We start from the raw sequence: 12,965 nt of genomic DNA on the forward strand, positions 1-12,965 counted from the left end.
AAAAAGCCCGGTGCTGATGCAGCACCGGGCTTTTTCTGTGGGGTGTATAGGGCTTAGGCCAGCACGGGCAGCAACGCCTGCCACTCCTGGGCCAGCAGGCGCGCTGATGAGGCCAGCGCGCCGGGCAGCAGCTGGCTGGCGGTGTGCTCGACGCCCATGCCCAGGATGTGGCCAAGCAGCAAGGCGCCGGCCACCAGCTGCAGGTTGCCGGCGGGCACCTGCGGCCACTGCGCCTGGGCCTTGGCTGCCAATTCTGCGCTCAGGCGCGGGTAGAGCTTTTCGCAGTGCTGGATCTGGGGCAGCTGCGGAATCTTGGCCGCCACGGCCTGCAGCAGGGTCTCCCAGGCCTTGAGGTCTTCGGCCGGGTAGGCCTGGACCAGCTCGGGCAAGGACAGGTAAGGCGCGCGCGCCTCCAGGTTTTGCGACTGTGCCATGCGCAGCAGATTGAACAGCAGGGCGGGGCGGTGCTGCAGCAACTCGACCAGGGTCGCGGTATCGGCCTTGTTGTTCAGCGCCTGAGCCAGTGCCGCGACATCGGCGGTGCTGGGCAGCACGACCCGGGCGGGTATGGGTTCTGGGCGGCTGACCGCATAGCCTTGCAGCAGATGGGCCTTGTTCTCCTGCGCCAGTTGCAGCTGCGCAGTGGACTCGATCTTGTCGGCGATCAAGGTGGCGCCAGAGATGCGGCGCGCCCACTGCAGCATCAGTACCGCGCGCTCGGCCGAAAGCACCGAGAAATCGATCTTCAGGTAGTTGACCAGGTCGTGCCAGGGCGCGTAGGCCGAATCGAGCACCGAGTGGTTGAACGCGAGCGCAAAACCTTTGGCACGCAAGGCCTCCAGCGCGGGGCGGCGTGCCAGCGCTTCAGACGATGCGGCATGGCCCAGTGACGGGATCTCCAGCACCACCTGGCTTGCAGGCAGCAGATTCAGATGGCTGCCGCGCAGGCTCTCGAACGTGGTGTTCAGAAACAGCAGGCCATCGCCCAATAAGGGGGCGGGCTCGATGTGCGAGAGCACGGCATGCGTCAGCGCCAGGTCTGATTCCAGCGTATGGGACGACGCGGTGCGGGAGCGGTTGAATATCTCGTGGCCGGTGACGGCGCCGCTGGCATCTTTGATCGGCTGCCAGGCAATAGGGGGTGCGGGTGATGTGAACACCATGGCAGCTGCCATGGAGGGGGGTGTTGAAGGAGGCGCGCTCGTGTGTTGCATGTACGGCTGAACCATTGCATGCATCAGTGGTGCCTCACCAGCAACTGGTGTAAGCAATGTCTGCATTTCGTTAACTCGGGATCGACGTGCATTGTCCTTCATATCGGGCATTTCACGCGTCTATGGAGAGAGTGAACCTGCTGGTTTTGTAGCAAACTGCACACGCTTTTGGCGTATAAAAAGCGTCTGTTTGTTACAGTTGCCCCTGCAGCCAGTCCAACTCGCTCTGGCTGAACCCGGCCTGGCGGCGGGCAGGCAGGTTGATTGGCGGGCGGGGGCGGGGTGCCTCGTAGTGGCTGACAAGCCAGCTGTAGTGCTGCTCTGGGTCCAGATCGCGCTGCGCACAAAGAAACCGGTACCAGTGGTTGCCGATCGCCACATGTCCCACCTCTTCGCGCAGGATGATGTCCAGGATGGCGACCGCCTCCAGTGCGTCTGGCGCAGCTGTTTGTTGCAATTTTGCCTGGATCTGGGGAGTTGCATCCAAACCACGGGCCTCCAGGGTGCGGGGTACCAAGGCCATGCGCGCCACGATGTCATCGGCCGTTTTCTCGCACATGGTCCACAGACCCTGGTGCGCGGGGTAGTCGCCATAGTCATGGCCCCATTTGCGCAAGTGGGCACGCAGCAGCCGGAAATGCTTGGCTTCCTCGCCCGCCACCTGCAGCCAGTCCTGGTAGAAGGCCTCGGGCATGCCTTCATAGCGCCAGATGGCATCGAGCGCCAGGTTGATGGCGTTGAACTCGATGTGGGCGATGGCGTGCAGCAAGATGGCGCGCCCCTCAGCCGTTGCCGGGGAGCGCCGGCCCATGGCGGTATGGACCTTGAGCTCGGGTCTGGCCGGGTGGCCGGGCAGGCTGATGCCCTCGGGCACTTGCAGCTGCGCCCCGGGTGCTATTGAAATAGTGGCTCTTTGCGCATACATGGCAAGAGTGAGCGCGGATTTTTCCTCGGCATCGGCCACACACAGGGCTTGCAAGGCACATTGACGTAATTCCATCCCTACAATTATGAGGCTGGCGCCCCATGGAGGCGTGCAAGGCAGGCATGGCCCGCGCTCCTGCGAGCACTCACAGGGGATTGACCTGTAACCATAACCCGATGGAGACATGATGGCGAAGTATGAACTCGATGGTGTGCAACCGCAGGTTGCCGCCTCGGCATGGATTGCAGACAGCGCGCAGGTGGTCGGCCGCGTGGAGATGGCCGCAGACAGCAGTGTGTGGTTTGGTGCCATTCTGCGCGGGGACAATGACCCGATCCGCATTGGCGAGGGCAGCAATATTCAGGACGGCAGCGTGCTGCACACCGACAAGGGCAAGCCCTTGGACATCGGCAAGCACGTCACCATCGGCCATAACGTCATCTTGCATGGCTGCACGATTGGCGATGCGTCGCTGATCGGCATGGGCGCCATTGTGCTCAACGGCGCCAAAATCGGCCGCCATTGCCTCGTGGGTGCTGGCGCGGTGGTGACCGAGAACAAGGAGTTTCCTGAAGGCAGCTTGATTGTGGGCAGCCCCGCCAAGGTGGTACGCCAGTTGAGCCAGGAGCAGATCGAGGGGCTGCGGCGCAGCGCTGAGGGCTATATGGCCAATGCGCGGCGTTTCAAATCGGGTCTGCGAAAATTGCCGGATTGAGGCGCTGCGGCCCCGGGTGCGAAGCCCGGGCGCAGCAGGCCTGCATGTATTGAATTGGAAGAATTACAGTGTCTGAACTGCATAAATTTTTGTTTGATGGGCTGCCCGTGCGGGGAGCCATTGTTCGACTGACCGATGCCTGGCAAGAGATCTTGCAGCGCCGCGCCGTCAATACCAGTACCGGCCCGTACCCGCTGCCCGTGCAGGAGATGCTCGGCGAGATGACCGCCGCTGGCGTGCTGATGCAGTCCAACATCAAATTCAATGGCGCGCTGGTGTTCCAGATCTCGGGTGATGGCCCGGTGAAGCTGGCCGTCACCGAGGTGCTGACCAACCTGAGCGTGCGCTCCACCGTCACGATGGTGGGCGACTTGCCCGCCGATGCGACCTTGACCGACCTGGTCAATGTGCATGGCAAGGGCCGCTGCGCGATCACCTTGGACCCCAAAGACAGGCAACCTGGTCAGCAGCCCTACCAGGGCGTGGTGCCGCTGGTCGATGTGGATGGCCAGCCGCTCCAGAGCATGGCTGCCATCTTGCAGCAGTACATGCGCCAGTCCGAGCAGCTCGACACCGTGCTGGTGCTGGCAGCCAACGACAAGGTGGCCGCTGGCCTGATCGTGCAGCGCATGCCGATCAAGGGCGAGGCCAATCTGGCCGCAGGCGCGCAGAACACCGAAGAGGTCGACCAGATCGGCCTCAATGAAGAGTACAACCGCATTGCCCACTTGGCTGCCAGCCTGACCCGCGATGAGCTGCTGAGCCTCGATGTCGAGACCATCCTGCACCGCCTGTTCTGGGAAGAAAAGCTGCTGCGCTTTGTGCCTGAAGACGGCGAAGGCGGCCCGCACTTTGCCTGCACCTGCAGCCGCGAGCGTGTGGGCAATATGCTGCGCAGCCTGGGCCAGGAAGAGTCCGACAGCATTCTGGAAGAGCAGGGCATGATCGAGGTGGGCTGCGAATTCTGTGGCCAGCAGTACCGCTTTGACGCTGTCGATGTGGCGCATCTGTTTACCGAGCGCGGCAATGACCCGCCGGCCTCCAACCTGGTGCAGTGATGCCGGGCGCCCCGCTGGTCGCGCTTAGCTGGTTTGCGGTGTGATCAGGCCCTGGAACAGGCGCAGCTCGCAATCGGGGTCGCTGCATTTTTCGCAGTTCCAGCGCGCACGCGCGCCTGGGTTGGCCTGGCCCAGTGCCATGCGCAAGGCCTGCAGGCCCGGCGCCTGCGGGAACCAGTTGCACAGCGCTGCAAGTGCTTCCTGCTCCAGCCGGTGGCCCTGGCTGAATAACAATTGAAACGCCTGCCCCTGGCCCACCAGGTGCAGGCGTGCCTGCATCAGCAGAGTCTGCGCTGGATCGGACTGGCCTGAGCTGGCCGGCAGTGGTGGCGCAATCAGCAGTACGGCGTCGTGCCTGTCTAGCAAAATGGCTGGCGCATCCTGCGCTGGCAGACCTGCCAATTGGGTAAAGCTGCATGCCTTGAGCACCAAGGCGGGCGTGGATGCGGTAGCGCTCTGTGCCAGGTAGTGCTCCAGCTGCTGTGCAAGCCGCTTGGCATCTTCACAGGCAGCAGAGGCCAGATAGACCGCCGGTGGCGAGCGCTGGGTACTGGGCGTCATGGCTGGGTTGGGCGTCGCAGGCATGGCCGCGATGATACGGCCAAAGCCAGCGCGCAGCGACAAAAAAGCGCCTGCAAAGAGGCGCTTGTCGGGGCTGGGGGCGGCGCTGCTTTATTTGCGCGTGTACTGCACAAATACTTCATTGGGCTTGACCATGCCCAGCTCATTGCGGGCCTTGCCTTCGACCATGTCCATGCCCTGCTTGAGGTCGTTGACCTCGGTCTCCAGGCGCACGTTCTCACGCGTGGCCGCTTCGTTCTCTGTTTTCTGCGTGGCGATTTGCTGCTTCATGTCCTTGACATAGGGCACGCTGCCGCGCCCACTCCAGAGCTGGGCATGGATGCTGACCAAAATGGCCAGCAGCACAAAGGGAACAATGCGAGAGATCATGGCAAACAGGGCTCGAAAGGGCTGGCGGGGCAGGGCCTGAGGCCATGCCCCGCAGCAGGCTTAGCGCAGATTGTAGAAGGCGGCGCGGCCGGGGTACACGGCCACTTCGCCCAGGTCTTCTTCAATGCGCAGCAACTGGTTGTACTTGGCCATGCGGTCCGAGCGGCTGAGCGACCCGGTCTTGATCTGGCCCGCGTTCAAGCCCACGGCGATATCGGCGATGGTGCTGTCTTCGGTCTCGCCCGAGCGGTGCGAGATCACGGCGGTGTAGCCGGCGCGCTTGGCCATCTCGATAGCGGCAAAGGTTTCGCTCAAGGTACCGATCTGGTTGATCTTGATCAGGATCGAGTTGGCGATGCCCTTGTCGATGCCTTCCTTGAGGATCTTGGTGTTGGTCACGAACAGGTCGTCACCCACCAGTTGCACCTTCTTGCCCAGGCGCTCGGTCAGCACCTTCCAGCCATCCCAGTCGCCTTCGTGCATGCCGTCTTCGATGGAGATGATGGGGTACTTGTCGCACCAGGCGGCCAGCATGTCGGTCCATTGCTCGGCCGTCAGGCTGATGCCGCCTTCGCCTTCGAGCACGTACTTGCCGTCCTTGTAGAACTCGGAGGCAGCGCAGTCCAGCGCCAGAGCGATCTGCTCGCCAGCGGTGTAGCCGGCCTGGTCGATGGCTTCGAGGATCAGCTGGATGGCGGCTTCATGGTTCTCGACCGATGGCGCAAAACCACCTTCGTCACCCACGGCGGTGGGCATGCCACGGCTGTCGATGATCTTCTTCAGCGCGTGGAACACTTCAGCACCCCAGCGCAGCGCTTCGCGAAAGCTCGGCGCGCCCACGGGCACGATCATGAACTCTTGCAGGTCCAGCGAGTTGTTGGCGTGCGCGCCACCGTTGATCACGTTCATCATCGGCACGGGCAGCTGCACACCACCCATGCCGCCAAAGTAGCGGTACAGCGGCAGACCGGCTTCTTCGGCAGCAGCGCGGGCCACGGCCATCGACACGGCCAGCATGGCATTGGCGCCCAGGCGGCTCTTGTTGTCGGTGTTGTCAAGATCGATCAGGGTCTTGTCCAGGAAGGCCTGTTCGGCGGCGTCCAGGCCCAGGATGGCTTCGGAGATTTCGGTATTGATGTGCTCGACGGCCTTGAGCACGCCCTTGCCCAGGTAGCGGCTCTTGTCGCCGTCGCGCAGCTCGATGGCTTCACGCGAACCGGTGGAGGCGCCCGATGGGACGGCCGCGCGGCCCATCACACCCGATTCCAGCAGTACATCACATTCCACGGTGGGGTTGCCACGCGAATCCAGAATTTCGCGGCCAACAATATCAACAATTGCACTCACTTTAGAGCCTTTCAGAGATTGAGAAAAGGGTTGGTGCGCTGCAAACGGGTGGACTGCAACTGCACGGAATCAAGGGGAGGGGATGCGGGATGGACGTTCAAACGCCTTCGACCAGCACCATGCGCATGATGGCGGCGCCGGCACGCGCTTCGCGCGCCTTGCTGTATTCGGGCGAATCATAGAAACGGCGGGCTTGCTCGCTGTCCTTGAACTTCAGGATCACGGTGCGGCCGGGGTTCCAGTCGCCCTCGATCACCTCGACCTTGCCGCCGCGCACGCAGACCTCGGCGCCATAGGTTTGCATGGCGATGGTGCTGTACTTGCGGTACTCCTCGTACTGCTCGGGGTTGGTGACGGTGACCGATGCAATGATGTATGCGCTTGGCATTTAAGCTCCAAAATTGTTTTCCAGAAAACCGTTCTTCTTGGTGATGCTGTCCAGCGCCACCATGGTTTCGAGCAAGGCCTTCATGTGCTTGAGCGGCACGGCGTTGGGGCCGTCGCTCAGGGCGTTGCAGGGGTCGGGATGGGTTTCCATGAACACGCCAGCGACGCCCACGGCAATCGCTGCACGGGCCAGCACGGGCACCATTTCGCGCATGCCGCCACTCGACGTGCCATTGCCGCCGGGCAACTGCACGCTGTGCGTGGCGTCGAACACCACGGGCGCGTTGGTTTCGCGCATGATGGCCAGCGAGCGCATGTCGCTCACCAGGTTGTTGTAGCCAAAGCTGGCGCCGCGTTCGCAGGCCATGAAGCTGTCTTCGGGCAGGCCCACTTCCTTGGCGGCAGCGCGGGCCTTGTCGATGACATTCTTCATGTCATGGGGCGCCAGAAACTGGCCCTTCTTGATATTGACCGGCTTGCCCGATTGGGCGACCGCACGGATGAAGTCAGTCTGGCGGCACAGGAAGGCCGGGGTCTGCAGCACATCGACGATGCTGGCCACATAGGGCACTTCGGCTTCGGTGTGCACATCGGTGAGGATGGGCACATTCAGCTCTTTTTTCACCTTGGCCAGAATCTCCAGGCCCTTTTCCATGCCGGGGCCGCGAAAGCTCGTGCCCGAGCTGCGGTTGGCCTTGTCAAAGCTGCTCTTGAAGATAAAGGGGATGCCCAGGCTGGACGTCATTTCCTTGAGCTGTCCGGCCACATCCATCTGCAGCTGCTCGGACTCGACCACGCAGGGGCCGGCGATCAGGAAAAACGGTTTATCAAGCCCGATATCAAATCCGCACAATTGCATGGACGGTGTTCCTTAAGGATGGGGTGAGAGCAAAGACGCCATGAAAAACGCAGCGTTGGTGGATGCTTTGTTTGTCATGGCTTCTGTGTGTGCCGCAGCGTGGCCGCAATTTTACTTGGCTGCCTGCTTCTTGCGATCGACTGCCGCCTTGATGAAGGCATTGAACAGCGGATGGCCGGCCCAGGGGGTGGACTTGAACTCGGGGTGGAACTGCACACCGATGAACCAGGGGTGCACCGCCTTGGGCAGCTCGACAATCTCGGTCAGATGCTCACGCTGGGTCAGCGCCGAGATCACCAGGCCGGCGCTGCGCAGCTGGTCCAGGTACTGGGTGTTGGCCTCGTAGCGGTGGCGGTGGCGCTCGGTCACCACATCGCCATAGATGCTGTGGGCCAGTGAGTCCTTTTGCACATCGGACGATTGCGCGCCCAGGCGCATCGTGCCGCCCAGGTCCGAGTTCTCGTCGCGGGTCTTGATGGTGCCGTCGGCATCCTTCCACTCGGTGATCAGCGCGATCACGGGGTGGGGCGTCTGGCGGTCAAACTCGGTGGAGTTGGCGTTGTCCAGGCCCGCCACATGGCGGGCGTATTCGATGGTGGCCACCTGCATGCCCAGGCAGATGCCCAGGTAGGGCACCTTGCCTTCACGGGCAAACTTGGCCGTGGAGATCTTGCCTTCGACACCGCGCGAGCCAAAGCCGCCGGGCACCAAAATGCCGTCATAGCTCTTGAGCAGCTCGGCTGCATCGCTGTCATGGATGGTTTCCGAATCCACGTGCGTGATCTTGACGCGCACATGGTTTTGCATGCCGGCGTGCTTGAGCGCTTCGTTGACGGACTTGTAGGCATCCGACAGCTCGACATACTTGCCGACCATCGCGATGGCCACTTCACCCTTGGGGTGCTCGGTCTCATAGACCAGGTCATCCCAGCGCTTGAGGTTGGCCGGCGGCGTGTTCAGGCGCAGCTTGTCGCAGATGAGGCCATCGAGGCCCTGCTCGTGCAGCATGCGGGGCACCTTGTAGATGGTGTCCACATCCCACATGCTGATGACGCCCCAGGACTGGACGTTGGTGAACAAGGAGATCTTGTCACGCTCTTCCTCAGGCACCGCATGCTGGGCGCGGCACAGCAGCGCATCGGGCTGAATACCGATTTCGCGCAGCTTTTGCACCGTGTGCTGGGTAGGCTTGGTCTTGAGCTCGCCGGCCGCTGCAATGTAGGGCAGGTAGGTCAGGTGCACAAAGGCCGAGTTGTTGGGGCCGAGCTTGAGCGACAGCTGGCGCACCGCTTCCAGGAAGGGCAGCGACTCGATATCGCCGACCGTGCCGCCGATCTCGCAGATGGCGACATCGACAGCGTGGTCGGTGCCGATGCCGGCGCCGCGCTTGACGTATTCCTGGATCTCGTTGGTGATGTGCGGGATGACCTGCACGGTCTTGCCCAGGTAATCACCACGGCGCTCCTTTTCTAGAACGCTTTGGTAGATGCGGCCGGTCGTGAAGTTGTTCGTCTGGCGCATGCGCGTTTCGATGAAACGCTCATAGTGGCCCAGGTCCAAGTCGGTCTCGGCGCCATCGTCCGTCACAAACACTTCGCCGTGCTGGAAGGGAGACATGGTGCCTGGATCCACGTTGATGTATGGATCCAACTTGATCAGGGTGACTTTGAGTCCGCGCGATTCCAAAATCGCTGCAAGGGAGGCTGAGGCGATTCCCTTGCCCAGGGAAGACACCACACCGCCAGTAACGAAGACAAATTTGGTCATGTCTTTTAGGGAGGTGGGAAATTCTGATTATAAAGGCGTATGCCAGCCTGTGCGGGCAGCTGCAGTAAATGGGCTTCCAAGGTCACGGGTTTGCACCCGATGCATCGCTGCCAAGATAGCCGCCCTGCTACTGCTCTCTTGTCTGCTGCAGTGCAGCGGCAGCGCTGCGCCTCTGCTACATTGGCGGGCATGAACCAGCTCCATGGAAAACATATTGTCCTCGGCATGTCGGGCGGCGTTGCCGCCTTCAAGTCTGCCGAGCTGTGCCGCCGGTTGATCAAGGCGGGCGCGACCGTGCAGGTGGTCATGACCGAGTCGGCCACCCAGTTCATGACGCCGGTGACGATGCAGGCGCTCTCCAACCGCCCGGTCTATACCTCGCAGTGGGATGCGCGCGAGCACAACAACATGCCGCACATCAACCTCAGCCGCGAGGCCGATGCCATTGTGGTGGCCCCTTGCAGCGCCGACTTTATCGCCCGCCTGGTGCAAGGCCGCGCCGATGAGCTGCTGAGCCTGTTGTGCCTAGCGCGGCCGATCGATACCGTGCCCTTGATCCTGGCCCCGGCGATGAACCGCGAGATGTGGGCCCACCCTGCGACACAGCGCAACCTGCGCCAGGTGCAGGCAGATGGTGCGGTGGTACTGGGCGTGGGCAATGGCGACCAGGCCTGCGGCGAGACCGGTGACGGCCGCATGCTGGAGGCCGCCGAGATCGAGGAAGAGCTGCAGTATTTTTTCAGCGCCAAGGCGCTGGCAGGCAAAAAGCTGCTGATCACCGCCGGCCCCACGTTTGAGGCGATTGACCCGGTGCGGGGCATCACCAACCTCTCGAGCGGCAAGATGGGCTTTGCGATTGCCCGCGCCTCCCAGGCCGCTGGCGCCGAGGTCATGCTGGTAGCCGGCCCCGTGCATGTGCCCACGCCGCGCGGTGTGCGCCGCATCGATGTGCAATCGGCGCAAGACATGCTCCAAGCGGTGCTGGCCCACATTGACGGCGCCGATGTATTTGTCGCCACCGCTGCGGTGGCCGACTGGCGCCCAGCCCAGGCGGCCGACCAGAAGATCAAAAAAGACGGCAGTGGCGAGGTGCCGCAGCTGGCCTTTGTCGAGAACCCGGACATTCTGGCCACCGTTGCCCAGCTGCCGCGCGCCCAATGCGGCGATCTGTACTGCGTGGGCTTTGCTGCAGAAAGCGAAAACCTGCTGGCTAATGCCCAGGCCAAGCGCCTGCGCAAGCAGATCCCGCTCTTGGTCGGCAATATTGGCCCCGCTACCTTTGGCAAGGATGACAACGCCTTGCTGCTGGTGGATGCGCAAGGCCACAAGGAGCTGCCCCATGCCAGCAAGGCAGTCTTGGGTGAGCAGCTGGTCGCCGAGATTGCCAAGCGCATCGCGCGCTAGTCCGGCCACAAGCTTCCCAAGTTGCAGCCGCCAAGATGGGCGGCTGTTTGCTGTGCATCAGTTCAACAAGGCCAGGATCTCGTCGTGCAGTTGGCGCGGCAGGCGGATGCCTTGCTGCGCACTCGAAGCCCGCGCGGCATAGCGCCGCTCGGATGGCAGGCGTGCGCCCTGGCCCTGGATGGCGGCAAACAGGGCCTCGGCGCGCGCCTGGTGGCCAGGCCAGTCTTCGCCGGCAAAGCGCTTTGGGTCAAAAGCCAGCACCAGGTGGCCATGGCAGGGCATGCCGCCGGCACCAGCGTCCAGCGCCATCGATTCCTGGCTGCCCAGGTCGCCAATCAGCATGCCCGCCATCAACTCGACCATGGTGGCCAGGGCCGAGCCCTTGTGGTCGCCAAAAGTGCGCATCGCCCCTTGGGCAACGGCTGCCGGGTCGGTGGACGGTTGGCCCTGTGCGTCAATGCCCACGCCTTCGGGCAGCGGGGTGCCGGCGCGGCGGTGCAGGTCCAGATCGCCGCGCGCAATGGCGCTGGTGGCAAAGTCAAACACATAGGGGTAGGGGCCGGGCCGGGGCCAGCCAAAGGCGATCGGGTTGGTGCCAAATACCCCTTTGCTGCCGCCTGCCGGAGCCACCCAGGCATGGCTGGGTGTCATCACCAGCGCGGCCAGGCCCTCGTCGGTGAGCATCTCCACCTCGGGCCACAGCGCCGTAAAGTGAAAGCAGTGGTTGATCACCAAGGCGCCCATGCCCAGCTTGCGGGTGGCTGCCACCAAGGGCGGCAGGCCCACTTCCAGCGCCCAGGGCGAGAAGCCGCGCTGGGCATCGACCCGGGTGATCGCGCCTTGCGTAGGCTGCAGCAGAGGAGGGGCCTGCAGGTCCACCAGGCCGGTGCGGATGGTCTGGGCCGCGCTCAGGATGCGATAGGCGCCATGGCTTTGGCAGGCATCGCGCTGGCCGGCCACGACAATGCGGGCAATGGCCTGGGCATGGGGGGCGCTCAGGCCCAGGTGCTGCAGCACCTGCAGCGCCAAGCGGCGCAGGTCGCTCTCGCTGATCAGCAGGATGTCTTCTTGTGATTGATCCATGCCTCGCCTTTCTTATGACTTGCTGCGGGGAATGCGCCCCATCAGATAGAACTCCTCATTGGGCTGCATACCGGCAAAGCTGGCCATGCGGTTGCTCAGGCCAAAAAAGGCGGTGATCGCAGCGATGTCCCAGATGTCTTCGTCATCAAAGCCATGGGCATGCAGGGCGCTGAAGTCGGCCTCGTCAATCTCCTGCGAGCGGGTGCAGACCTTCATCGCGAAATCCAGCATCGCGCGCTGGCGCGCCGAGATGTTGGCCTTGCGGTAGTTCACGGCCAACTGGTCGGCCAGCATCGGGGCCTTGTCGTAGATGCGTACCAGCGCGCCATGCGCGACCACGCAGTACAGGCATTCATTGTGGGCGCTGGTGACGGTGACGATCATCTCGCGCTCGGCCTTGCTCAGGCTGCTTTCCTCGCGCTCCATCAGCGCATCGTGGTAGGCAAAGAAGGCGCGCCATTCCGCCGGGCGGCGTGCAAAGGCCAAAAATACATTGGGGATGAAGCCGGCCTTTTCCTGCACCTGGGCAATGCGGGCCTGGATGTCTTGGGGCAGGCTCTTGAGGTCAGGCAGGGGGTAGCGCGCAGTTGCAGCCATGGTCTTGTCTCCACAGGGTTGTTCTGCGGACCATCATAGAGGCAAGCCCTGCGCCGGGCCTGCCTGTTGGTGACTACTGCAGGGGAGGGTCAGTTTGCGCTAAAAGGGCGGCCGCGCAGCTTGGTACCAGCGGCAATGCCTTTTTGCTTGAACCAGCCCTGGTTCATCTCCAGCACATAGCGCACCGGCTTGCTCGAGCAGTGCGAGTCCTCGGTCATCGGCTGCATATCGGCCAGGTTGACGATGGTGCCGTCATCGCTGACAAAGGCGGCGGTCAGCGGCAACAGGGTGTTCTTCATCCAGAAGCACTGAGTGCCGGGGCGGTCAAACACAAAAAGCATGCCTTCGTTGGCCGGCATCTCCTTGCGGAACATCAGGCCGATTTCCTTCTCGCGCGCCGTTTGCGCCACCTGCGCATGGATGCGGTGCATGCCGGCCGTCAGCTCGGTGCGGGCCAGCTGCATCTGGGGCTCTCCGGTGGGTGCGGCCTGCTGCGCCGCAGCCGGCAAGGCCGCGGCCAATGCGCAGGCCATGGCCGATGCGGCAAGGCAGCGCTGAGCGAGGCGGGAAGAACGGATGGCCAAGGGGGTGGGGAACATGGTGGTCAAGACTCTCACAAAGCAGGGTGCACGAGATGTGCCGTGGCGGCGCAGCGCGC

The 12,965-nt window shown here is 63.0% G+C and carries 14 protein-coding genes; 3 read left to right on the top strand and 11 right to left on the bottom strand.

Translation table 11 applies throughout. The features are described from left to right. Positions 1 to 53: 53 nt before the first annotated feature. Both F0Q04_RS12775 and F0Q04_RS12780 read right to left on the bottom strand, forming a co-directional pair. The gene (locus F0Q04_RS12775) at positions 54 to 1,175 is read right to left on the bottom strand and encodes an EAL domain-containing protein (RefSeq protein ID WP_182341064.1); all 1,122 of its coding nucleotides are present in this window, start codon (positions 1,173 to 1,175) and stop codon (positions 54 to 56) included. Between the two features lie 232 nt (positions 1,176 to 1,407). Then, positions 1,408 to 2,214 carry a ferritin-like domain-containing protein gene (locus F0Q04_RS12780; RefSeq protein WP_116927340.1) on the bottom strand — a complete coding sequence of 269 codons (807 nt, stop codon included), beginning with the start codon at positions 2,212 to 2,214 and terminating at the stop codon, positions 1,408 to 1,410. Positions 2,215 to 2,326: 112 nt separating this feature from the next. Here F0Q04_RS12780 and F0Q04_RS12785 point away from each other — a divergent pair, with 112 nt between their 5' ends. Further along, on the top strand, positions 2,327 to 2,854 hold the full coding sequence (locus tag F0Q04_RS12785) for a gamma carbonic anhydrase family protein (protein WP_116927421.1): 528 nt from the start codon (positions 2,327 to 2,329) through the stop codon (positions 2,852 to 2,854). A gap of 68 nt (positions 2,855 to 2,922) precedes the next feature. Then, entirely contained in the window at positions 2,923 to 3,912 is a 990-nt protein-coding gene (locus F0Q04_RS12790; protein WP_116927339.1) for an Hsp33 family molecular chaperone HslO, read from the top strand. A 24-nt stretch (positions 3,913 to 3,936) separates the two neighbouring features. On the opposite strand, the gene F0Q04_RS12795 is transcribed toward F0Q04_RS12790, so the two are convergent. The 6 genes from F0Q04_RS12795 to F0Q04_RS12820 form a co-directional block, all read right to left on the bottom strand. Beyond that, positions 3,937 to 4,473 (bottom strand): hypothetical protein, encoded by a 537-nt coding sequence (locus tag F0Q04_RS12795; protein ID WP_133248207.1) that lies wholly within the window; start codon positions 4,471 to 4,473, stop codon positions 3,937 to 3,939. A gap of 111 nt (positions 4,474 to 4,584) precedes the next feature. Beyond that, the gene (locus F0Q04_RS12800) at positions 4,585 to 4,863 is read right to left on the bottom strand and encodes an FtsB family cell division protein (RefSeq protein WP_021028246.1); all 279 of its coding nucleotides are present in this window, start codon (positions 4,861 to 4,863) and stop codon (positions 4,585 to 4,587) included. A 60-nt stretch (positions 4,864 to 4,923) separates the two neighbouring features. Continuing rightward, positions 4,924 to 6,210: a phosphopyruvate hydratase gene (eno, locus tag F0Q04_RS12805; protein ID WP_021028245.1), complete on the bottom strand. Its 1,287-nt coding sequence runs from the start codon at positions 6,208 to 6,210 to the stop codon at positions 4,924 to 4,926. A 97-nt stretch (positions 6,211 to 6,307) separates the two neighbouring features. Then, the gene (locus tag F0Q04_RS12810; RefSeq protein ID WP_021028244.1) at positions 6,308 to 6,598 is read right to left on the bottom strand and encodes a DUF1330 domain-containing protein; all 291 of its coding nucleotides are present in this window, start codon (positions 6,596 to 6,598) and stop codon (positions 6,308 to 6,310) included. Continuing rightward, positions 6,599 to 7,456: a 3-deoxy-8-phosphooctulonate synthase gene (gene kdsA / locus F0Q04_RS12815; protein WP_021028243.1), complete on the bottom strand. Its 858-nt coding sequence runs from the start codon at positions 7,454 to 7,456 to the stop codon at positions 6,599 to 6,601. Positions 7,457 to 7,567: 111 nt separating this feature from the next. Beyond that, positions 7,568 to 9,223 carry a CTP synthase gene (locus F0Q04_RS12820; RefSeq protein ID WP_116927337.1) on the bottom strand — a complete coding sequence of 552 codons (1,656 nt, stop codon included), beginning with the start codon at positions 9,221 to 9,223 and terminating at the stop codon, positions 7,568 to 7,570. A 189-nt stretch (positions 9,224 to 9,412) separates the two neighbouring features. Here F0Q04_RS12820 and coaBC point away from each other — a divergent pair, with 189 nt between their 5' ends. Then, positions 9,413 to 10,627 carry a bifunctional phosphopantothenoylcysteine decarboxylase/phosphopantothenate--cysteine ligase CoaBC gene (gene coaBC / locus F0Q04_RS12825; protein WP_182341067.1) on the top strand — a complete coding sequence of 405 codons (1,215 nt, stop codon included), beginning with the start codon at positions 9,413 to 9,415 and terminating at the stop codon, positions 10,625 to 10,627. A 57-nt stretch (positions 10,628 to 10,684) separates the two neighbouring features. On the opposite strand, the gene F0Q04_RS12830 is transcribed toward coaBC, so the two are convergent. The 3 genes from F0Q04_RS12830 to F0Q04_RS12840 all read right to left on the bottom strand — a co-directional run bounded on the left by F0Q04_RS12830 (position 10,685) and on the right by F0Q04_RS12840 (position 12,840). Further along, on the bottom strand, positions 10,685 to 11,710 hold the full coding sequence (locus F0Q04_RS12830) for an Ldh family oxidoreductase (RefSeq protein WP_182341071.1): 1,026 nt from the start codon (positions 11,708 to 11,710) through the stop codon (positions 10,685 to 10,687). 12 nt (positions 11,711 to 11,722) lie between these two features. Then, a complete protein-coding gene (locus tag F0Q04_RS12835; protein WP_116927334.1) occupies positions 11,723 to 12,307 on the bottom strand; it encodes a peroxidase-related enzyme in 585 nt (194 codons plus the stop codon). Positions 12,308 to 12,396: 89 nt separating this feature from the next. Continuing rightward, on the bottom strand, positions 12,397 to 12,840 hold the full coding sequence (locus tag F0Q04_RS12840) for a DUF192 domain-containing protein (protein ID WP_116927333.1): 444 nt from the start codon (positions 12,838 to 12,840) through the stop codon (positions 12,397 to 12,399). Between the last annotated feature and the right edge of the window lie 125 nt (positions 12,841 to 12,965).

This window comes from Comamonas koreensis (assembly GCF_014076495.1).
Taxonomy (GTDB): Bacteria; Pseudomonadota; Gammaproteobacteria; order Burkholderiales; family Burkholderiaceae_C; genus Comamonas; species Comamonas squillarum.